Source organism: Mitsuaria sp. 7 (genome assembly GCF_001653795.1).
In the GTDB taxonomy this organism is placed as follows: Bacteria; Pseudomonadota; Gammaproteobacteria; order Burkholderiales; family Burkholderiaceae_C; genus Roseateles.
Genome location: NZ_CP011514.1, coordinates 3,672,007 through 3,693,133 on the forward strand (window position 1 = coordinate 3,672,007; position 21,127 = coordinate 3,693,133).

20 protein-coding genes are annotated in these 21,127 nt (G+C 69.9%); 10 read left to right on the plus strand and 10 right to left on the minus strand.

The genetic code is table 11. From position 1 onward, the window contains the following. Positions 1-23 precede the first annotated feature (23 nt). The 3 genes from hutI to hutC form a co-directional block, all read right to left on the minus strand. A complete protein-coding gene (gene hutI, locus ABE85_RS16060) occupies positions 24-1,277 on the minus strand; it encodes an imidazolonepropionase (RefSeq protein ID WP_067276655.1) in 1,254 nt (417 codons plus the stop codon). Beyond that, positions 1,274-1,828, minus strand: coding sequence for a HutD family protein (locus ABE85_RS16065; RefSeq protein WP_067276659.1), 555 nt, complete (start codon positions 1,826-1,828; stop codon positions 1,274-1,276). The genes hutI and ABE85_RS16065 overlap by 4 nt, the downstream gene beginning before the upstream one ends. Positions 1,829-1,950: 122 nt before the next feature. Continuing rightward, a complete protein-coding gene (gene hutC / locus ABE85_RS16070) occupies positions 1,951-2,685 on the minus strand; it encodes a histidine utilization repressor (RefSeq protein ID WP_067276663.1) in 735 nt (244 codons plus the stop codon). 106 nt (positions 2,686-2,791) lie between these two features. Here hutC and hutU point away from each other — a divergent pair, with 106 nt between their 5' ends. From hutU to ABE85_RS16085, 3 genes are read left to right on the plus strand one after another with little or no spacing between them, the layout of a single operon-like run. Next, positions 2,792-4,489, plus strand: coding sequence for a urocanate hydratase (hutU, locus tag ABE85_RS16075; RefSeq protein WP_067276667.1), 1,698 nt, complete (start codon positions 2,792-2,794; stop codon positions 4,487-4,489). A gap of 52 nt (positions 4,490-4,541) precedes the next feature. Further along, positions 4,542-6,101 (plus strand): histidine ammonia-lyase, encoded by a 1,560-nt coding sequence (gene hutH, locus ABE85_RS16080; protein WP_067276670.1) that lies wholly within the window; start codon positions 4,542-4,544, stop codon positions 6,099-6,101. A 49-nt stretch (positions 6,102-6,150) separates the two neighbouring features. Beyond that, positions 6,151-7,524: an alpha/beta hydrolase gene (locus ABE85_RS16085; protein WP_082938658.1), complete on the plus strand. Its 1,374-nt coding sequence runs from the start codon at positions 6,151-6,153 to the stop codon at positions 7,522-7,524. A 123-nt stretch (positions 7,525-7,647) separates the two neighbouring features. Here the strand turns inward: ABE85_RS16085 and clsB are convergent, their stop codons facing one another. The 3 genes from clsB to nudB all read right to left on the minus strand — a co-directional run bounded on the left by clsB (position 7,648) and on the right by nudB (position 10,294). After that, positions 7,648-8,922 (minus strand): cardiolipin synthase ClsB, encoded by a 1,275-nt coding sequence (clsB, locus tag ABE85_RS16090; protein ID WP_067276677.1) that lies wholly within the window; start codon positions 8,920-8,922, stop codon positions 7,648-7,650. Further along, complete coding sequence (locus tag ABE85_RS16095; protein WP_231993309.1) at positions 8,919-9,623, minus strand: endonuclease/exonuclease/phosphatase family protein; 705 nt, start codon at positions 9,621-9,623, stop codon at positions 8,919-8,921. Before ABE85_RS16095 ends, clsB begins: the two co-directional genes overlap by 4 nt. Positions 9,624-9,742: 119 nt before the next feature. Beyond that, complete coding sequence (gene nudB, locus ABE85_RS16100) at positions 9,743-10,294, minus strand: dihydroneopterin triphosphate diphosphatase (protein ID WP_082938660.1); 552 nt, start codon at positions 10,292-10,294, stop codon at positions 9,743-9,745. A 303-nt stretch (positions 10,295-10,597) separates the two neighbouring features. Here nudB and ABE85_RS16105 point away from each other — a divergent pair, with 303 nt between their 5' ends. Genes ABE85_RS16105 through ABE85_RS16115 form a run of 3 tightly spaced genes read left to right on the plus strand, consistent with a single transcriptional unit; the run spans position 10,598 to position 12,316 of the window. Then, positions 10,598-11,011 (plus strand): hypothetical protein, encoded by a 414-nt coding sequence (locus tag ABE85_RS16105; protein WP_067276681.1) that lies wholly within the window; start codon positions 10,598-10,600, stop codon positions 11,009-11,011. A 2-nt stretch (positions 11,012-11,013) separates the two neighbouring features. Then, positions 11,014-11,574, plus strand: a complete 561-nt coding sequence (locus ABE85_RS16110) for a hypothetical protein (RefSeq protein WP_067276684.1) — start codon at positions 11,014-11,016, stop codon at positions 11,572-11,574. Between the two features lie 43 nt (positions 11,575-11,617). Continuing rightward, a complete protein-coding gene (locus ABE85_RS16115; RefSeq protein ID WP_067276687.1) occupies positions 11,618-12,316 on the plus strand; it encodes a flagellar basal body L-ring protein FlgH in 699 nt (232 codons plus the stop codon). Positions 12,317-12,401: 85 nt separating this feature from the next. Here the strand turns inward: ABE85_RS16115 and ABE85_RS16120 are convergent, their stop codons facing one another. The 3 genes from ABE85_RS16120 to ABE85_RS16130 form a co-directional block, all read right to left on the minus strand. After that, positions 12,402-13,898 carry a hypothetical protein gene (locus ABE85_RS16120; protein ID WP_157522528.1) on the minus strand — a complete coding sequence of 499 codons (1,497 nt, stop codon included), beginning with the start codon at positions 13,896-13,898 and terminating at the stop codon, positions 12,402-12,404. 167 nt (positions 13,899-14,065) lie between these two features. Beyond that, positions 14,066-15,343 (minus strand): HD-GYP domain-containing protein, encoded by a 1,278-nt coding sequence (locus ABE85_RS16125; protein ID WP_082938661.1) that lies wholly within the window; start codon positions 15,341-15,343, stop codon positions 14,066-14,068. Positions 15,344-15,487: 144 nt separating this feature from the next. After that, on the minus strand, positions 15,488-16,228 hold the full coding sequence (locus ABE85_RS16130) for a c-type cytochrome (protein WP_231993105.1): 741 nt from the start codon (positions 16,226-16,228) through the stop codon (positions 15,488-15,490). A gap of 88 nt (positions 16,229-16,316) precedes the next feature. Between ABE85_RS16130 and ABE85_RS16135 the strand changes: the two genes are divergently transcribed. From ABE85_RS16135 to ABE85_RS16150, 4 genes are all read left to right on the plus strand, one after another. Then, positions 16,317-17,159, plus strand: coding sequence for a MoxR family ATPase (locus ABE85_RS16135; RefSeq protein ID WP_067276695.1), 843 nt, complete (start codon positions 16,317-16,319; stop codon positions 17,157-17,159). Between the two features lie 22 nt (positions 17,160-17,181). After that, complete coding sequence (locus ABE85_RS16140) at positions 17,182-17,406, plus strand: hypothetical protein (RefSeq protein WP_067276699.1); 225 nt, start codon at positions 17,182-17,184, stop codon at positions 17,404-17,406. A 63-nt stretch (positions 17,407-17,469) separates the two neighbouring features. After that, complete coding sequence (locus ABE85_RS16145; RefSeq protein ID WP_067276702.1) at positions 17,470-18,078, plus strand: GNAT family N-acetyltransferase; 609 nt, start codon at positions 17,470-17,472, stop codon at positions 18,076-18,078. Continuing rightward, on the plus strand, positions 18,078-20,261 hold the full coding sequence (locus ABE85_RS16150) for a S9 family peptidase (protein ID WP_067276705.1): 2,184 nt from the start codon (positions 18,078-18,080) through the stop codon (positions 20,259-20,261). Before ABE85_RS16145 ends, ABE85_RS16150 begins: the two co-directional genes overlap by 1 nt. On the opposite strand, the gene ABE85_RS27000 is transcribed toward ABE85_RS16150, so the two are convergent. Continuing rightward, positions 20,173-20,916 carry an MHFG family PEP-CTERM protein gene (locus tag ABE85_RS27000; protein ID WP_197507036.1) on the minus strand — a complete coding sequence of 248 codons (744 nt, stop codon included), beginning with the start codon at positions 20,914-20,916 and terminating at the stop codon, positions 20,173-20,175. The two genes, ABE85_RS16150 and ABE85_RS27000, sit on opposite strands and share 89 nt — an antisense overlap. Positions 20,917-21,127: the final 211 nt, after the last annotated feature.

A 21,127-nucleotide genomic window follows, 5' to 3' on the forward strand; every position in this document is an offset into this window, starting at 1 on the left:
CACCGCGGCTCCTCGTTCTTGTCTCAGCCGCGCGGCCGTCCGCCGACCACCGTCTGCCGCAGCGGATTCCGGCCGAACCAGTAGGCCAGCTCGCGCGGATGCGCGGCGTCCCAGACGCAGAAGTCGGCACGTTGGCCCGCGGCAAGCCGCCCGCGATCGGGCAAACCGAGCGCCCGCGCCGCGTTCGTCGTGAGACCGCGCAAGGCCTCCTCCGGTGTCATCCGGAAGAAGGTGCAGGCCATGTTGAGCATCAGCAGCAGCGACAGCCCCGGCGAGCTGCCCGGGTTGTGATCGGTCGCCAGCGCGATCGGCACGCCGGCGTCGCGCAGCGCCTGGATCGGTGGCAACTTGGTCTCGCGCAGGAAGTAGAAGGCGCCTGGCAGCAGCACGGCCACGGTACCGGACCGGGCCATCGCCGCAATGCCGGCGTCGCTGAGGTATTCGAGGTGATCGCAGGAGAGCGCGTTGAATCCGGCGGCGAGCGCCGCGCCGCCCTGGTCGCTGAGTTGCTCCGCGTGCAGCTTCACCGGCAGGTCGAGCGCGCGGGCGGCTTCGAACACACGGCGTGTCTGGTCGGGCGTGAAGCCGATGCGCTCGCAGAAGGCGTCGACGGCGTCGACGAGGCCTTGCTGATGCAGCGCCGGCAGCCACGCGCAGACGGCGTCGACGTACTCGTCCTGACGGCCGTCGAATTCGGGCGGCAACGCGTGCGCGCCCAGGTAGGTCGTCTTCACCGTCAAGCCGAGCTCCGACAACTGCCGCGCCACGCGCAGGCACTTGGCCTCGTCCGCCAGCGACAGGCCGTAGCCCGACTTCACTTCCAGCGTCGTCAGCCCTTCGGCCATCAGCGCGCGGGCGCGCTGCACCGCCAGCGTGTGGAGCGCCTGCTCGCTCGCGGCCCGCGTCGCGGCGACCGTCGAGCGGATGCCGCCGCCGGCGCGCGCGATCTCTTCGTAGGTCGCTCCCTGCAGGCGCAGCTCGAATTCCGCAGAGCGTTCGCCGCCGTAGACCAGATGGGTGTGGCAATCGATCAGACCCGGCGTCACCAGCAGGCCGCCGAGGTCGCGCAGCTCGACGGCACTGTCGCGCAGCTCGGCCGGCAGGTCCGCCATCGGGCCGACCCACCGCAGTTGTTCGTCCTCGACCAGCAGTGCGCCGTCGTCGACCAGACCCCAGTCGCGGTCGCCCGCCAGGGTGGTCAGCGTCGCATTGGCGTACAGCACGCGCCGCGGCGCTCCCGCCGACGCCGCGCCGTCCGTCGAGGCCTCCATCGTCATGACTCGCTCCAGATCAGCCACCACGCGGGGCCGTGCTGATCGCCATCGTCGAAGACGCAGCTCTGCGAGGCCGGCGACTCGCACCAGGCGAGCGTGTGCGGCGCCAGCGGCACCGACCGATGACCGTGGATGATCATCCCGCCCTCCTGCGTGAACAGCCCCAGCCACTGCGCCCCGTGCGGGATCACGGGCCGGTCCGCCGGCTGCACGCGGAACACGCCCGCGTCGCGGCGGTGCATCGCGTTGAAGTCCTGCGTCGGACCGTCGATGAGCACGCAGTTCGGCGCGTCCTCGCCGGCGAACTGCACGATGCCCTCGTTGGGTTTGAGCGCGCGGCCGCGCAGGATCACGCCGCCGCCCGACAGCACGCCGAACCAGCGGTCCACGCCCGGGAAGGCCGAGAACGGACCATCGCGATCGATGTCCGCGATGCTGACGCGGACCTTCCAGTCCGCCACGTGCGGCCACGCCAGCAACTCGCGCGTGCGCCCTCCCCCGTTGCGCCACGGGGTGGGCGCGACATCATCGGCGGTGATCCTCATCCAGCTCATGTCCGGCAGCTTGTTGGTTTTTGTCGAAGCCCGGGATTTTCGAAGACTCATCCACCGCGTCACGTCACGAAACGTCACATCCGCTCTCCTGCTACAACTTGCCCGACAACTCGTGAACAGCGTCACGCCTGGAAGCTTCCTTCGAGGAAGTAGCGGCTGGCCGGATGCACCAGCCGCACCGCCGTCACGGTCCGCCCCAGGCTCGAAGTTGCCCGCTTCACCACGAGGCAGGGCTCGCCGCGCGGCATGCCCAGCAGTTTCGCCTCCAGGGCATTGGGCATGGCCGCCTCGATCGTATAGCGCGCCTCCGACAGCGGGGCGACTTCGAGCAGGTAATGCGTCGGCGTCACGCGCTCGAAATCCTGGTCCATGTAGGCCGGGGCGCAGGCCGGATTGACGAGGCGGTCCTCGCACTGGATCGCGACGCCGTTCTCGCGATGCACGATGACGCTGTGGAACAAGGTCGCGCCGGTGCGCAGGCCGAGCATCGCGGCCTGTTCGGCGCTGGCCTTCAGCGTCTCCAGCACATGGACCTTGGCCTCATGCCGATGGCCGCGCTCGGCGATCTCCTCGTGCACGTCGCGCACGGTCAGCGTCGATGCGATCCGATGCAATTCGGCGACGAAGGTGCCGACGCCCTGCACGCGATCGATCATCCCTTCCTGATGCAGCTCGCGCAGCGCGCGGTTCACCGTCATCCGGCTGACGCCGAAGGCCTCGGTCAGCTCCGCCTCCGACGGCAGACGCTCGCCCGGCCGCCAGCGGCCGCCGGCGATGCCTTCGCGCAGATGCGTCTTCACCTTCAGGTATTGCGGCGAGGGGCCGTTGCCGGAAGGGCTCGATGAGGGGGTCGCCATGGGGCGGGATCCTACTTGACTGTACTTGTATAGACAACCAGGAAAACCGCTCCTATGATCGCGCCCCATCGGGCCCCGCCCTCGCCTCGCACACCAGGAGACATCGATGACGACCACCGCTTCCTCCGCCCAGCCGCGCGCCGTGCGCGCGCCCATCGGCACGCAGCTGAGCTGCAAGAACTGGCTGATCGAGGCCGCCTACCGCATGATCCAGAACAACCTGGATCCGGCGGTGGCCGAGAACCCCGATGCGCTCGTGGTCTACGGCGGCATCGGCAAGGCGGCGCGCAACTGGGACTGCTTCGAGCAGATCCTGACCTCGCTGAAGAACCTCAACGAGGACGAGACGCTGCTGATCCAGTCGGGCAAGCCGGTCGGCGTCTTCCCCTCGCATGTCGACGCACCGCGCGTGCTGCTGGCCAACTCCAACCTGGTGCCCGCCTGGGCGAACTGGGAGCACTTCAACGAGCTCGACCGCAAGGGTCTGATGATGTACGGCCAGATGACGGCCGGCTCGTGGATCTACATCGGCTCGCAGGGCATCGTGCAGGGCACGTACGAGACCTTCGCCGAGGCCGGTCGCCAGCACTTCGGCGGCGACATGGTGGGGCGCTGGGTGCTGACCGCCGGCCTGGGCGGCATGGGCGGCGCGCAGCCGCTGGCGGCGACCTTCGCCGGCGCCTGCTCGCTGACCGTCGAGTGCCAGCAGTCGCGCATCGACTTCCGCCTGAAGACGCGCTACGTCGATGAGCAGGCGACGGACCTCGACGACGCGCTGGCGCGCATCGCGAAGTACACGGCCGAGAAGAAGGCCGTGTCCATCGCGTTGCTGGGCAACGCGGCGGAAGTCCTGCCCGCGCTGGTCGCCCGCGTGAAGGCCGGCAGCGCGATCAAGCCGGACCTGGTCACCGACCAGACTTCGGCGCACGACCTGATCAACGGCTACCTCCCGGTGGGCTGGACGGTCGAGCAATGGAAGGCCGCGTCGGCCGATCCGGCCAAGCACGCCGACCTGAAGGCCGCGGCCGCCCGCGGCTGCGCCGTGCATGTGCAGGCGATGCTGGACTTCCAGTCCCTCGGCATCGCGACCGTCGACTACGGCAACAACATCCGCCAGGTCGCCTTCGACCAGGGCGTGAAGAACGCCTTCGACTTCCCCGGCTTCGTGCCCGCCTACGTGCGCCCGCAGTTCTGCGAAGGCCGCGGCCCGTTCCGCTGGGTCGCGCTCTCCGGCGATCCGGAGGACATCTACAAGACCGACGCCAAGATCAAGGAACTGTTCCCGCATCACGCGGGCGTGCACCGCTGGCTGGACATGGCGCGCGAGCGCATCGCCTTCCAGGGCCTGCCGGCGCGCATCTGCTGGCTGGGCCTGGGCGAGCGCCACAAGGCCGGTCTCGCCTTCAACGAGATGGTCCGTACCGGCGAGCTGAAGGCGCCCATCGTCATCGGCCGCGACCACCTGGATTCGGGCTCGGTCGCCAGTCCCAACCGCGAGACCGAAGCGATGCAGGACGGCTCCGACGCCGTCTCCGACTGGCCGCTGCTCAACGCGATGCTCAACACCGCCGGCGGCGCGACCTGGGTCTCGCTGCACCACGGCGGCGGCGTGGGCATGGGCTACTCCCAGCACAGCGGCGTGGTCATCGTCTGCGACGGCAGCGAAGCGGCCGACAAGCGCATTTCCCGCGTGCTGTGGAACGACCCCGGCACCGGCGTGATGCGCCACGCCGACGCGGGCTACGAGCTGGCGCAGAAGACCGCGCAGGAACGCGGCCTGAAGCTGCCGATGCTGGGCCGCTGAGCCACACCCGCCCTTCCCCAGACACCCGAATCAGACTTCGATCCGAGTTCCCATGACGACTTCCCTTGAACTCATCCCCGGCAAGCTCTCGCTGGAGCAGCTGCGCCGCATCCGCGCCGGCGGCATGACGCTCGCCCTGCATGCCGACGCCTGGCCGGCGATCCGCCGCGGCGCCGCCGTCGTGCAGGCCGCCGCGGCCGGCGACGACCCGGTCTACGGCGTCAACACCGGCTTCGGCAAGCTCGCGTCCAAGCGCATCGGCAAGGACGAGCTGGCCGCGCTGCAGCGCAACCTGATCCGCTCGCACTGCGTCGGTGTCGGCGCGCCTCTGGCGCCGCCGGTCGTCCGGCTGATGCTGGCGATGAAGGCGGCCTCGCTGGCACGGGGCTACTCCGGCGTGCGCGAGTCGGTGGTGCAGAGCATCCTCGACGCCTTCAACGCCGGCCTCGTGCCCTACGTGCCGGCACAGGGCTCGGTGGGCGCCTCGGGCGACCTGGCGCCGCTGTCGCACATGACGCTGGCGCTGATGGGCGAAGGCGAGATGCTGGTCGACGGCCAGCGCAAGCCCGCGCTCGCGGAACTCGAGAAAGCCGGCCTGAAGCCGCTGGTGCTCGAGGCCAAGGAAGGCCTGGCGCTGATCAACGGCACGCAGACCTCGACGGCGCTCGCGCTCGAAGGCCTGCTGCGCTTCGAGACCGTGTACGCGGCCGCCGTCGTCAGCGGCGCGCTGAGCCTGGACGCCGCGCGCGGCAGCGACGGTCCCTTCGATCCCCGCATCCATGAGGTGCGCGGCCAGCCCGGCCAGATCGAGACCGCCGCCGCCTACCGCGCGCTGCTGGCCGGCAGCCCGATCCGCCAGTCGCATCGCGACGGCGACGACCGCGTGCAGGACCCGTACTGCCTGCGCTGCCAGCCGCAGGTGATGGGCGCCTGCCTGGACCAGTCCCGCTACGTGCGCGACGTGCTGCTGCGCGAGGCCAACGCGGTGACGGACAACCCGCTGGTCTTCGCTCCGGAGGACGGACCGGCGGCGATGGTCTCGGGCGGCAACTTCCACGCCGAGCCGGTGGCGCTGGCCGCCGACGCGCTGGCCTGCGCCATCGCCGAAGTCGGCGCGATCGCCGAGCGTCGCATCGCGATGCTGATCGACACCGGCGTCTCGCGCCTGCCCGCGTTCCTGACCGAGAACGCCGGCCTCAACTCCGGCTTCATGATCGCGCACGTCACCGCCGCGGCGCTGGCCAGCGAGAACAAGTCGCTGGCGCATCCGGCCAGCGTCGACAGCCTGCCGACCTCCGCCAACCAGGAGGACCACGTCTCGATGGCCACCTTCGGCGCGCGCCGCCTGGGCCCGATGCTGGACAACACCGCGCACATCGTCGCCATCGAGCTGCTGGCCGCCGCGCAGGGCATCGAGTTCCTGCGCCCGCTGCGCAGCTCCGCGCCGCTGGAGGACGTGCACGCGCTGCTGCGCGAGCAGTGCCCGGCGATGTCCACCGACCACTACCTGGCGCCCGACATCGAGCGCGCCTTCGTGCTGGTCAACGACGACGGTCCGCGCGGTCCGGCCGCGCTGCTGCGCGCGCGCACGGAGATGGTCGTGCTGGACTAATATCCGGGGCCTCGGCGGGCCTCGCCCGCCACCTCCGCGCGAGTCCCGCATGCCACATACCGCCTCGACGGCGCGCTCACCGCGCGCCGTCCGCGTTTCCGCCCTCCCCGCGCCGGAACGCGCTTCGCCCCTGCTTGTGCGCTTCGTTGCGAGCCTGTTGCTGCTCATCGCGGCGATGCTCGTCGCGCCGCACGCTTTCGCCGCGACCAAGGTCGTCTTCGACATCGACATGCGCGAGGAGATCGCCGCCGGCCGCTTTGATCCGACCAAGGACGTCGTCGGCGTGCGCGGCGGCGCGGCGCCGCTCAACTGGGGACGCTCGCTGGTCGCACCGGCCGCGGGACTCGGCCGCGAGGGGTGGTACAGCGCCACCGCCGTCTTCGAACGCATCCCCGCAGGCGGCAACGTGCCCTACAAGTTCCACGTCGAGCATCCCGGCCAGAAGGATCCGGAAGGCGACTGGGAAACGGGCACCAACCGGTCGCTTGAGCTCGTCTCCGACGAGGTGCGCGTCACGCGCGCCTTCAACGCGCCGGGCGCGCCGATCTCGCTGAGCCGCGCCGGCACGATCGAACGACTGGCCCCGCTGCCCGGCAACTTCGTCGCCCAGCGTCCGGTGCAGGTCTGGCTGCCGCCCAACTATGAGCGCGAGCCCGAGCGCCGTTATCCGGTGCTCTATCTGCATGACGGCCAGAACGTCTTCGATGCCGCCGCGGCGGGCGCCGAGTGGCAGGTCGACGAGACCGCGCAGCGCCTGGTCGTCGACGGCCAGATCCAGCCGTTGATCATCGTGGCGGTGAACAACACCTCGCGTCGCATCGACGAGTACACCGCGACCGCAAGGACGTATGAGGGCCAGACACGTGGAGGCCTTGCGCCGGCCTATGCGCGCTACCTGATCGAGCAGCTCAAGCCGTCGATCGACGCGCGCTACCGGACCTTGCCCGATGCGGCGCACACGGCGGTGGGCGGTTCCTCGCTGGGCGGCATCGTGAGCCTGTGGCTGGCGGTGCATCACGGCGATGTCTTCGGCACGGCGCTGGTGGTTTCGCCGTCGCTGTGGTGGGACGACGAGTTCCCGATCCGCGACACGCAGAAGACGCCGCTGCCGATGTCGCAGCCGCGTCCGAAGTTGTGGCTGGACATGGGCACGAACGAAGGGCAGGACTCGATCAAGCAGCTGCGCAAGTTGCGGGCGGTGTTGTCCGCACGAGGCTGGGCGGGCGCCGACATCGGCTACCTGGAGGCTGAAGGTGCTGGACACGACGAGGGCAGTTGGGCCGCGCGTGTCGAACCGATGCTGAGATTCGTCGACAAGCAGTTCAACGCGAAGGCCGGCTCGGCCCACAGCACGCAGCAGGACCCCTTCCCGACGAACGTGCGTTCATCGATGCCACCGGGCCCCGGCACATACACCAAGTGACCCTCGCCGTCATCGGTCCCAAACCGATGAAGTCAGCGAGTGCGAGTGGGGCCGGAATGCTGCTGGGGGTTCCCGGAGGGACGCCCCCTGCTGCGTGGAGAGCCCGCGCTTGGCAACCCGCAGTCAGTAGCGTCCCGTAGCGCCAGCCACCCGCAGGTAGACGTACGCGACCCAAGCGACCAGCGCGCGCCCGAGGAAGCCGCGAATCCCTCGCCCTGCGGTCTGCTCGACGCGCAGGGACTTCGCCACTGCGGCGTCGAACTCCCGCCCGACGTCGCCGGCGAACGCGGCGTCGCGCACCACGACGTTCGCTTCGAGATTGAGCAGCAGCGACAGCGGATCGATGTTGGAGCTGCCGATGGTGGCCCAGTCGTTGTCGACGACGCAGATCTTGGCGTGCAGGAAGGCGGGCGTGTACTCGTAGATCTGCACGCCGTGCCCGAGCAGTTCGTCGTAGAGCGCGTGCGCGGCGAGCGCGGCGATCTTGTAGTCGACCTTGCCCTGGAGCAGCAGCCGCACCTGGACGCCGCGCTGGGCGGCGTCCTTCAACGCACGGCGGAAGCGCTGCCCCGGATAGAAATAGGGCGTGATCAGATCCACCCGCGCGGTCGCGGCGCGGATCGCGTCGACGTAGGCGCGCTCGATCGTGCGGCGCTGCCGGAGGTTGTCCCGCAGCACGAAAGCCGCGCGCACCGGCGGCAGCCGATCCGGATCACGCCGGCGGTGCTCCCCGCGCGGCATCCGGATACGCCGCATCAGGCGCTTCGCGCGCCGCCCCGGCGAGGCGCTGCGGATCATCGCCCGCATCTCGTCGCCGAAGTCGTGGCCCAGCCACGCGCGCGTCCACACCGCGCGCGCCGCCTGCTCGATGGCCCGCACCGCCGGCCCGCCGACGCTGACGGCGAAGTCCAGCCGCGGCGTCTCCGTCCGACCGTGGTGCAGGTCCACGCGATCGTCGATCACGTTGATGCCGCCGACGAAACCCACGGCCCCGTCGACCACGCACAGCTTCTGATGCAGCCGCCGCAACTGCCCGGGATGCAGCCAGTTCCACCACCGGTCGATCGGACGGAACACCGCCAGCGCGACCCCCGTGCCTTCGAGCTGCCCGCGCAGCCAGCCCAGGCTGCCCTTCGAGCCGAAACCGTCCACCACCACCCTCACCCGCACGCCGCGCTGCGCCGCGCGCTTCAGCGCCTCGACGGTCGCGGCGCCGGCCTCGTCGTCATGGAAGATGTAGGTCGCGAGCCAGACCTCGTGCCCGGCCCGGTCGATCGCCTCGATCTGCGCCGGGAACAGGGCATCGCCGCCGCACAGCAGCCGCACCGCGTTCCCGCCGGTGAAGCTGGGCTGGGACCCGAGGGTCCAGGGAAAGAGGGGTTCCTGCGGCCGCTTCAAGTCAGCACGAGCTCGGCGAGCAGCGGCAGGTGGTCCGACATGCGCGCCCACGCCGGACCGCGCGGCACCTTCATGTCGACGCAGCGCAGGCCGCGCGTGTAGATGCGGTCCAGCGCGAACACCGGCACCCGCGACGGGAAGGTCGGCAGCGAGCGCTTCGCGCCGGGCAGCATCGCCCGGCTCAGGCCGGTCGTGCGCATGGACTCTTCCAGCCGCTCGCCCCAGTCGTTGAAGTCTCCGGCCACGACCAGCGGCGCGCCGTGCGGCACGTGGTCCTCGATGAAGGCCGCCAGCTTCTGGATCTGCCGCACCCGGCTGCCATGGATCAACCCCAGATGGGCGACCACGGCGTGCACCTCGGTGCCCTGCCAGCGCACCGGCACGTGCAGCAGGCCGCGCTGCTCGAAGCGGTGGTCCGACACATCGTGGTGGCCGATATCCCCGAGCGGATAACGCGACAGCAGCGCGTTGCCGTGCTCGCCGTGGCGCGTGACCGCGTTGGTGCGATAGGCCACCTCGTAGCCTTCCGGCGCGAGGAACTCCGCCTGGCCCTGCTCCGGCCAGCCGAACCAGCTCCGGTCGAACTGGCGCGCCTCGCGGTGGTGGAACAGCCGCACCTCCTGCAGGAACACCAGATCCGCATCCAGCGCCTGCACGCCCATGCCCAGGTTGTGGATCTCCAGGCGCTTGCCCAGCCCCATCCCGCGCACGCCCTTGTGGATGTTGTAGGTCGCCACGCGCAGGCGCCCGACGCTGTCCGCCGGCGAGGTGTCCGTGGTCGCCGAATTGGTCAGGGCCGCGTGACGCGGCGTTCGGCGGATCATGGGGTGGCCTTTTCTTCGCGCGCCCGCTGGGCGGGCAACTGCAGGATGGCTTCCGCGTTGGACGGCGAGAAGCACAGGTCGGCCGCCTCGCGCCACGGCAGCCAGCGGAAATCGAGGTGCTCGCGCGGCGCCAGCGTCACCGCGGTGCCGGACGGCACCGTCAGGCCGAAGACGTGCTCGGTGTTGCGGGTCACGCCCGGGGCGTAGCGGTGGCGCCAGACCGGATAGATGTCGTAGACGTTGGCCAGTTGCCAGTCGACCAGCGACGCCGGGGCCAGGTCTTGCACGCGGATGCCGGTTTCCTCCAGCACCTCGCGACTGGCGGTCTCGCTCAAGGGCTCGTCGAGCGCATCCTTCGACCCGGTCACGCATTGCCAGAAACCGGGTCGGTCGGCACGTTCCAGCATCAGCACGTCCAGCGCGTCGGTGTGGATCACGACCAGCACGGATTCGGGGATCTTGTAGGCGCGCTCAGCCCGTTCGGCGTCGGCCGTCTGGGCGGCGGCCGGGAGCGGGGTGGCGGCAGGGGCGAGAGGCACATCGCTCATAGCGGACAAGCATATCCCAGGGTCATGGCGCGCCCGGCGTGTGCCGGGTCTGGCACGCCGTCGACATGGACTCCCACACGCGCGACAAACAGCCGACACGAACGGGCGCATCGCGGCGTCCGACACGTTCGCCGACCCCGCGGGCAACGCTTGTTCACGGTGGACGAACACGGGCGTCGGCAGATGTGCGGCAGGAAATATAGAAAGTTTGTAGAGCCGTCGGACGCCGCTGCTCATGAGGGCATCCGCCGTGCCGCCCCCCGGAAGAATGGCCTCCATCGCTACCACCACCCCGGAGGGGTCATGACCACCGTCACCACCACGAACGGCACCGGCGCTCCGCTGGTCGCCTCCCGCCAGCTCGTGAACCGCCCGAGCGGCAGCTTCGAGATCAACGCCCGCGAATACGGCACCGTCGCCGCCGGCGCGATCGGCCTGGCGCAGGCCGCCTACCAGGGCGGCGAGAACGCCGTCAGCGCCGTCGTGCACTGGAGCGAGGAAGGCCTGCAGGCGCTGGAGGACGGCGCCAAGGACGTGGGCCATGCGATCTCGACCGGCCTGTCCGAGGTGAAGGAACTGGCCGGCGACGTGAAGGACGCCGTCGCCAGCGGCACCAGCACGGTGATGAAGGAGGCCGGCGATCTCGGCAGCACCGTCGGCGGCTACCTCGCCGCGGGCGCCGTCGCCGGCAAGGCGCTGATCGACGAGATCCTCTGACCATGCGCGCCGCCGTCGCGATCGCCCTCGTGCTCGTGCTCGGGGTCGGCGCACTGCCGCTCTCCGGCTGCTCGCTGCTGAGCCCGATGCCCAGCATCGAGCTGGCCAAGGCCACGGCCGGCATGGCGACGATGGCCATCGGCCAGGGGCCGGTGCGCGCCACGCAGACCGTGTTCCACGACGCGGCGCTGCCGGAACGCGTCTGCATCGAATACAACCGCGCGCTCGCGCTGCCTGAATTCGTCCCGGCGCTGATCGCCGAACTGCGCGATCACGAGGTCCAGGCCCGTGTCTTCGAGGCCGGCGTGCGGCCCGGCGACGAGGCCTGCCCCGCCTGGGTCCACTACCAGGGCCTGCAGCAGTGGGACAAGCCGCCGCTGTCGGACCAGGTCCGGCCCTACCTCGCGCAGGCGACGCTGAGCCTGCACGACGCCGGCGGCCGCCTGATGGCCGCCAGCAGCTACCGCAGCGACGACGCGACGCTCGGCATGGGCAAGTGGGCCAGCACACGCAACAAGCTCGCTCCGGTGGTGCGCGCGCTGCTCACGGGCTTCGAAGGGTGAGCCCGGAACAACGCAGAACAACGATCACATCGACGAGGGAATCATGTTCAACGTTCACACGGCCGCGCAACGCGGCGGACTGCTGCTGGGCGCCGCACTCCTGAGCGCCTGCGCCTCGCCGGAGCCGCTGGTGCAGGGCCCGGTGCAGGTGATGCCGCCGCCCGACGGCGCCTATGTCGAGCGCGTCAACAACGGCGCGATCTACCAGCCCGGCATGGCCGCGGCCTCGCTCTTCACCACCGAGCGTCGCGCACGCCAGGTCGGCGATTCGCTGAAGATCGCCATCAGCGAGTCCCTCAGCGCCACGCAGAAGAGCAAGACCGACACCAGCCGCGACAACAAGCTCGCGGTCAAGGGACCGGGCGGTTCCAGCAACGTCGGGATCGTCGACCGGCTGCTCAAGGCCGACGCCACCGCGTCGGGCAGCGACTCGTACAAGGGCAGCGGCGACACCGAGGCCAGCGGCAGCCTCAGCGGGCAGATGGCCGTGTCCGTGATCAACGTGCTGCCCAACGGCCACCTCGTCGTCGCCGGGGAACGCAGCATCGCGATGAACGGCGGACTGCAGACGCTGCGTTTCTCGGGCGTCGTCAACCCGCAGGACATCCGCACGGGCAACCAGGTCCAGTCCGCGGACGTCGTCAACGCGCGGATGGAAATCGCCGGCAAGGGCGAGGTGTCCGAGGCCGCGCGTCGCAGCTGGCTTCAGCGGGTGTTGACGTCGAGTCTCGCCATCTGGTGAGCACGCAGCGCCGGCTCACCCGGCTCACCCGGCTCATCGCGACCTATCGCTGCGCGGGTGATCGGCGCGGGTGATCGGCGTCGATTCAGGCGAGCCGCGCGGCGAGTCGCCGTGCGAGCTCGATCGCTTCGGACAGCGCCGGGCGTCGCGCGTCGCCGTCCGCGGCATCGCCGGCGCTGCCCGCGAGCCGCTCCAGCATCGCCACCAGGGTCCGCGCCTGCGCGCCCGGGTCCGCGGCGTCGGACGTCCCGCCCAGCGTGTCCTCCGCGGGCAGTTGGGCGATCAACCGTTGCAGCCAGCCGGCGAGTCGTTCAGCCCGGCTGCGGTCGGCGCGCGACCAGACGGCCCCCTCCGCGCGTTCCAGCACCAGTTCACCGGCCACCGCGCCCGCCGCGTTCCTCAGCGACAGCGTCTGCGACGAGCGGCCCGCGCGCGCCGCGGCGCCCACGAGCGTGGCGCCGTTCCCCGCGGTCCAGCGCAGCTCCAGCGCCGTCAACGCCAACGCCTCCAACAGGCGCGGCCGCGCCTGCTGCCATTGCGACTCCACGTCGGCGACCGTCGCCACCGCCGCGCCGGAACGTCCCAGCGTCAGCAGCAAGCCTTCCGCACCGTGCGGGTCCGTGTCGAAGCGCGCGAGCTGTTCCAGCCGCGCCGGCAGTTCCGTCTGTCCGAGCGTCGCCTCCAGCCGCTGGCGCTGCTGCTGGTGGTACCAGCTCGGTCCGAGCTGCTCCTGCTCCGCCATCAGCTGTCCCAGCCGACCGTGCGCCGCGGCCTGCAGGGAGCGCGACTGGATCTCCTCGCCCAGCGCGAGCGCCTGCTGCGCCGGCGGCACGGCCTCGGTGCCGCCCCGCAGTTCGCTGATCAGCAGCAGCGTCTGCGCCTGCAGCCAGCGGTAGCGGCAGCGCCGCGACAGATCCTCCGCCTCGCCCGCGAGGGTCAGGGCGTGCGCCACCGCGCCGCTGTCGCGCGCGCATCGCGCGTGGTGCCACATCGCCTCCGCCTCGTAGTCGCGATGGCCGACCGCGCGCGCATCGGCACGGGCCTCATCCAGGCGCGGCAACGCGGCCTGCGGACCCTGCGTCGCACGCAGCGACACGGCGCGGTTCAACGCGATCTTGGAGCGCATGTAGGGGTCGTCGCCCAGCTGCGGATAGTGCAGCTCGGCCTGGTCCAGCACCCGGCCGCCGCGCGCCCAGTCGCCGAGCGCGAAACACAGGTGCGCCAGACCGATACGCGCCAGGCAGGCCCAGCGGGTCTCGTCGTCGGCCAGCTCCAGCGTCTGGCTCCAGGCATTGCAGGCCTGGACGTAGTCGCCGCGCTGGTAGTGCATGCGGCCCAGGGCCTCGCTGAGTTCCGCCGCTTCCTCGAGCAGGCGGTGCTGCAGCGCGCGGGCGATGGCGCGTTCGAGCTCCGCCTGCAGTTCCGGTCCGCGGCCCCAGCGTTCGAGGATGAAGAAGGCGCCGAGCAGCGCCTGGAACGGCGGCTCGCCTTCGCGCGCGATCAGCCGCTGCAGCCGCGGCAGGGCCAGGCCGGGACGACGCATCACCAGCCGCTCCCAGCGGGCCTGCGGCGTCAACGGCACGCGCCCGCCCGTCCCGGCGCCGCGTCGCGCGCCGGCTTGCCGCGCGCGCCCGTCCCTGACTTTGCTTCCGCGTTCGCCTCGCTCGCCCGTCGCCATCACTGTCCCGTTCAATGCTGTCCCCGCTCCGTGGAACGACAGGAGCATAAGGGCTTCAAGGCTTCAAGGCTTCACTTCGCCGGCGCCTGCCACAGTTCGTCGAGCCGCTGGAATCCCCAGGTGGCCGGATCCTCGCGGCCGACGATGCGGTCCCCGGCATTGGCCGCGGACAGGTCCAGCACCAGCGTCGGGATCGGCATCTGCGACTTGGTCGAATAGAACACCCGCACCCGCGGGGCCGTCAGGGCCGTGGCGTTCTGCTCCAGCACCACGCCCAGGCGGCCCGACTGCAGCTTCACCAGCGTGCCCACCGGATAGATGCCCACGCACTTCACGAAGGCCTGGAACACCCGCGGATCGAAGTGGCCCGTCCACTGCGCCATCCGCGCCAGCGACGACGCCGGATCCCACGCGTTCTTGTAGGGCCGGTTCGAGGTGATCGCGTCGTACACGTCGCACACCGCGCCCATGCGCGACAGCAGGCTGATCTGCTCGCCCGCCAGCTTGCCCGGATAGCCCGAGCCGTCCATCTTCTCGTGATGGCGCAGCGCCACGTCCAGCGCCGCCTCGGGCACCGAGGTGCCTTCCTTGAGCATCTCGAAGCCGCGCGTCGGGTGGTCGCGCATGATCGCGAACTCGTCGTCGGTCAGCGCGCCCGGCTTGTTCAGCACGTTCAGCGGCATCATCATCTTGCCGACGTCGTGCAGCAGCCCGGCCAGGCCCGCCTCGCGCGTCTGCGGCTCGTCCAGGCCCATCTGCCGGGCCAGCGAGACCATCAGCGCGCACACGGCCACCGAGTGCATGTAGGTGTAGTCGTCCTTGGTCTTGAGCCGCGCCAGGCTGATCAGCGCCGACGGATTGCGGACCACCGAGCTCGCCACCTCCTCCACGAGGGGCAGGCATTGCTCGGCGTCGATCGCCTTGCCCAGCCGGGCCTCGCCGAACAGGTGCATCACCGCGCGCTTGGAGCGCTGCATCACCTGCGTGGCGCGCTCGAGTTCCTCGCCCATCGACGTGGGCGCGGTGCTCAGTTCAAGCCGGGGCGCGGCGGCAATGACGGCGGGCGCGGCGGGCGCCGCGGGGACCGCCTGCGGTTCCACGGATGCCGCGACAGGCGCGGGCGCCGGCGGCGCCAGGGCCGCCTTCGGCGCCTCGGGCGCGTCGACATCCAGACCCTTGGACGCGTCGATCCAGCAGAACGGCACGCCGCTCGCCTTCAATGCCTTCAGGTCCTCGGGATCGGTGAGGACGAATTTCGTCTTCCAGAAAGGGTGTGACAGCCACGACCCCTCCATCCCTTGCAGATACATGCCCAGCTTCACCTGGGCCGTGGGGATCTTCTTCAGCATGACTGGCGTTTTCGTCCAGGACAACACAGTATGGCGCCCTCCTCGGCGCACGCACAGTCAGAACAGGCAATAAAAAACCGCCCCGGTGGGCGGTTTGCTACTTCTTTTCGCTTGCGCCGAGGCTGGCGCACAGCCTGCCACGGATCAGCGGAACCGCGATTGCGGGACTGTACGTAGTTCGGACGGCAAGCCTGCCAAATACTGCGACAGAAGCTTCAATTCGGCGTGACTGAATTGCTTCACCTGACCCGCCATCACCGCATTGGTGCGCCCGTGATACGGCTTGCCCTCGATCTGGTAGGACTTCAAGGCCACGTAGAGGTAGTCGGCGTGCTGGCCCGCGATCTTCGGGTAGGTGCCGTCGATGGGCTTGCTGAAGTTGGCGCCGTGACAGCTCGCGCAGGCGCCCTTGTCCAGCAGCTTCTTGACGTCGGCCGGGGCCTCGACCGTCGCGGGCACCGGGTCGACCTTGGCCAGGCCGGCGTAGTAGTTGGAGATCTCCGCGATGTCCTTGTCGCCCAGCGGCAACGCGATGCCGCGCATCGTCGGGTGCTTGCGGTCGCCCTTGGCGTAAGCCGCCAGCGCCGTGGCGATGTACTGGGCGTTCTGGCCCGCGATCATCGGCACCTTGTGGACCTCGGGGAAGGTCGCCTGGTAGCCGGGGATGCCATGGCAGCCGATGCACATGGCCACCTTGGCCTGCACGTTGGCCTGGGGGCCAGGGGTGGCCTGGGGGGCAGGTGTTGCGGCGCCTGTGGCGCCAGGGGTGGTCGTCGACGGCGCTTGTCCCGGCGCAGGCGACGAAGAAGCGTTGGACTGAGCGGCTACAACAAACGCACTACCGGCCAGCATCAACGCGAGGGAGATCTGCAGTTGTCTTCTCATGGTCCCGATCTTCTAGGATTTGGGGCGGCGCGATTATAGGGGGGGCCCTATATACTGGTTTTCACCCCTGCGCTAGAGAAGCCCGCCCATGAAATTCCAAGGTTCCCAGGACTACGTCGCCACGCCCGACCTGATGCTGGCGGTCAACGCGGCCATCACGCTGACGCGGCCGCTGCTGGTCAAGGGCGAACCGGGCACCGGCAAGACCCTGCTGGCCGAGGAAGTCGCCAAGGCCCTGGGACTGCCGCTGCTGCAGTGGCACGTGAAGAGCACGACCAAGGCGCAGCAGGGCCTGTACGAGTACGACGCGGTCAGCCGGCTGCGCGACAGCCAGCTCGGCGACGACAAGGTGCGCGACATCGCCAACTACATCGTCAAGGGCACGCTGTGGGAAGCCTTCTCGTCGGACACGCCGGTGGCGCTGCTGATCGACGAGATCGACAAGGCCGACATCGAGTTCCCCAACGACCTGCTGCGTGAACTCGACCGCATGGAGTTCTACGTGTACGAGACCCGCGAGTGGGTCCGGGCCAGGCATCGGCCGCTGGTGTTCATCACCTCCAACAACGAGAAGGAGCTGCCGGACGCTTTCCTGCGCCGCTGCTTCTTCCACTACATCAAGTTCCCCGAGGCCGACACGATGCAGGCCATCGTCGACGTCCACTTCCCCGGCCTGAAGAAGGACCTGCTGGCCGCGGCGCTGAAGACCTTCTACGACGTGCGCAAGCTGCCGGGGCTGAAGAAGAAGCCCTCGACCTCGGAGCTGATCGACTGGCTCAAGCTGCTGCTGGCGGAGGACATCCCGCTGGAGGCGCTGCAGACGCAGGACGACAAGGTCGCCATCCCGCCGCTGGTGGGCGCGCTGCTGAAGAACGAGCAGGACCTGACCCTGTTCGAGAAACTCGTCTACATGCAGAGCCGCAACCGTTGAACGCCGCCCGTACGATCGCCGCATGAGTCAAGACTTCAACACCGCCTGGCGGGCCGCGCTCGCCGACGCACTCGGATTCGTCGGCGGCGGCGTGATCGGCCTGCTGGCCGGCCGCGCGCTCGGATGGGAATTCATCGGCGACCCCGGCTGGGGCGCGACGCAGATCCTGGGCCTGCTGACGATCCTCGTCGGCATGGGCGGCTGCCGCTGGGCCCTGCGCCGACTGCTGCTCGGCAACAAGGGCTGAGGGCCCGCTCTTCCCGCTTCCTTCCCCTTTCCTCGCACTGCCGGCCGAGGGTCGGCCAGCCTCATGACCGCACCCAACCCCTTCACCGCACCGGTCACGCTGACCGGCCCGCATGCGCGGCTCGAGCCGCTCTCCCACGACCACCGCGAGGCGCTGGTCGAGGCAGTCGCCGACGGCGAGCTCTGGAAGCTCTGGTACACGACCGTGCCCGCGCCCGAGCGCATGGGCGCAGAGATCGACCGGCGCCTGGGCCTGCGCGACGCGGGCTCGATGAACCCGTTCACCGTCTTCGACGCCGATGGCCGCGTCGCCGGCATGACGACCTTCATGAACATCGACGCGACCAACCGCCGCGTCGAGATAGGTTCCACCTGGACGCGCGTGTCCAGCCAGCGCAGCGGGCTGAACACGCAGTGCAAGCTGCTGCTGCTGCGGCATGCCTTCGAGACGCTCGACTGCATCGCGGTGGAGTTCCGCACCAACCGCCTGAACACGCAGAGCCGCCGCGCGATCGAACGCCTGGGCGCGCAGCTCGACGGCATCCTGCGCTCGCACGTGATCATGCCCAGCGGCCTGCCGCGCGATACCGCCGTCTACAGCATCACCGCGGCCGAATGGCCCACCATCCAGACCCACCTGCAGTGGCTGATCGACAAACCCCGGAGCGCCTGATGGCCACCTCGAAGAAGAAGCAATCCGCTGAACTGAAGCCCTTCGACGTCGACGCCCTGTGGGCGCTGGCCCGGATCGGCGCGCCCAGCCTGTCGCCGGACGGCGCGCAGGCCGTCGTGCCGGTCACGCGCTTCGACATGGAGAAGAACCAGGGCGCGACCTCGCTGTGGCTGCTGTCGACGCTGGGCGGCGAGCCGCGCGCGCTGACCTCGGCCGGCGAGAAGGACGGTCAGCCGCGCTGGAGCCCGACCGGCGACTCCATCGCCTTCATCGGGCGCCGCGAGCAGGAAGGCGACAAGGACGAGGCACCGCAGCTCTACGTGATCCCGCCCGACGGCGGCGAAGCGCGCCGCGTCACGAAGCTGCCCTTCGGCGTCGAGTCCTTCAAGTGGTTCCCGGACGGAAAGCGCGTGGCCTTCGTGTCCTGGGTCGCCCCGGGCCTGAAGGGTCAGGCCGCGCAGGCCGAGCGCCGCAAGGCCGAGAAGGACCGCAAGGAATCGGCCTACGTGACCGAGGAAGGCTTCTACCGGTTCTGGGACCACTCGCTGCCGATGGACCGCGTGCCGCATCTGCACGTGATCGACCTCGCCAGCGGCGAGGTCCGCGACCTGTTCGAAGGCACCGACTTCGAGCTCAGCCGCGCCGAGCCCGATGCGAACACCTTCGACATCTCGCCGGACGGCCGCCGCATCGTGTTCAGCTTCGACCCGAACACGCCCAAGACGCTGGAGCACCGCAACGCGCTGGCCGAGATCGACGTGCGCTCCGGCCGTGCGCAGGTGCTGCTGCACGAGCCGGCCTGGGACTTCGTCGCGCCGGTCTACAGCCATGCGGGCCAGCACATCGCCTTCATCGCCACGCACCAGGGCCTGAAGCACACGATGCCGCAGCAGCTGGCCGTGCTCGACACGCACGGCAGCTGGGCCGTGCTGTCGGAGGAATGGGACCAGGACGTCGAGGCCCCGCTGCGCTGGGACGAGGACGACCTCGGCGTGATCTTCTGCGCCGAGGACCAGGGCCGTCGCCACCTCTACCGCTTCGACGTGAAGACGCTGCACGCGTTCCCGCTGTGCGAAGGGGGCCATGTCGGCGCGTTCGCGCTCGAGGCCGGCACGCTGGTCGTGCTGCACGACAGCGCGTCCTTCCCGCCGCAGGTGTCCGTCGTCGACCGCGAGGGCGACGCCGAGGAGCAGGTGCTGCATCGCATCGAGTCCTTCAACGACGCGGCGCTCGCCGCCGTGCGTTTCGGCGCGGTCGAGGAACTCTGGTTCGAGGGCGCGCTGGGCGAGCTCGTGCAGATGTGGCTCTACCACCCGCCGGGCTTCGATCCGAAGCAGAAGACCAAGGTGCCGCTGATGCAGCAGATCCACGGCGGTCCGCACACCGCCATGGGCGACAGCTGGCACTGGCGCTGGAACCACCAGGCGATGGCGGCGCAGGGCTACGTCGTCGCCTGCGTGAACTACCACGGCTCGTCGAGCTTCGGGAACCGCTTCACCGATTCGATCACCGGACGCTGGGCTGAGCTGGAGCTGCAGGACATCGAGATCGCGACCGACCTGCTGCTCAAGCAGCCGTGGGCGGATCCCGGGCGGGTGTTCGCGACCGGCGGCAGCTACGGCGGCTACATGGTGTCGTGGATGAACGGCCACCTGCCGGTCGGCCGCTACCAGGCCTACATCTGCCATGCGGGCTGCTTCGACTGGACGGCGATGTTCGCGAACGACGCTTACCTGTGGCACGCGAAGGAGCTGGGCACGCCGTACTGGAAGGATCCGGCCAGAGTCGCCGCGCAGAACCCGATCGCCTACGCGCACAACTTCAACACGCCGACGCTGGTCATCCATGGCCAGCTCGACTACCGCGTCCCCGACGCGCAGGGCCTGGCGTACTACAACACGCTGAAGGCGCAGGGCATCGAGGCGCGGCTCGTCTGGTTCCCGGACGAGAACCATTGGGTCATGAAGCCGCGCAATTCCAAGCTCTGGTACGGCGAGTTCTTCGATTGGCTCAAGCGCCACGACGTGGCCGGCGCGAAGGCCGGTGCAAAGTCGGGCGCGAAGGCCGGTGCGAAGGCCAAGGCGAAGAACGTCGTCAAGGCGAGCGCGAAGAGCCCAGCAAAGAGCCCGGCAAAGCGCACTTTGAAGAGCGTCGTGAAGAGCGCCGTGAAGAAGCGCGCCTGACGGTCAGCGCCAGCAACGCAAGACCCGCCACCAGCATCGCCACCGTCGAGGGCTCCGGCACCGCCGGTGGCGGGATCTCCACGGCGCGCGGCGGCAGCACGAACAGCGGCGTCGGGACCGTCACCGGCGGCGGTCCCCCGGACGGCGGTCCGATGGACACGCGCGGCGGGCTCGAGAACGAGCCCGGCGGCGTGACCGGTACATAGGGAAGCGGCGTCGGCGGCAAGCTCGCGAAGGGCGGCGCATCGGCAGGCACCGGGGTAGGCGCACCAGCGCCCGGCGGATCGAAGATCAGTTCGTCCTCGCCGGGAGGCGCGGCGCCACCCCCGCCGCCGCTGCCCGGCACCCGAGCGATGCGGCTCACGTTGCGGCACACCGTCGGCACCATCACGCAAGCCGTGCCCTCGCAGTAGACCAGCGCACGTTCGCGCTGCTCGTCAGTCCAACGATCGCGACTCACGCTCGCGCACACGCGGCCCTGTCCGAAATGCATGTCGCGGATCTGCGGCTCGTAGCTCGCATCGCCCACGATGCGATCACGCGAGATCTCGACGATGTCGTTGTAGTCGTGCGCCCTCATGCGCGCCTTGAGCCGCTCGCGCACCTCCGGCGCAATGTCCGTATAGCGATCGACCGCCGCAGGCACATCGCCCATGAAGCTGTCGTGCCCCGGACGGTCCCATGAACAGGCGGCAGGCGCGGCAGCGTGCGCCGGCACTTGCGCGAAGAGCGCCCCAACCGCAAGCGCGGCAAACAGGTACTGCAGTCGTGACATGGGAGGGCAGCGGCCCTGTGGGACCTCGGCGAAGTTGAACCCGAGATCTCTTTGGCAAGACCGGGACCCGGGGACAGGCCTTGCCTGGGTC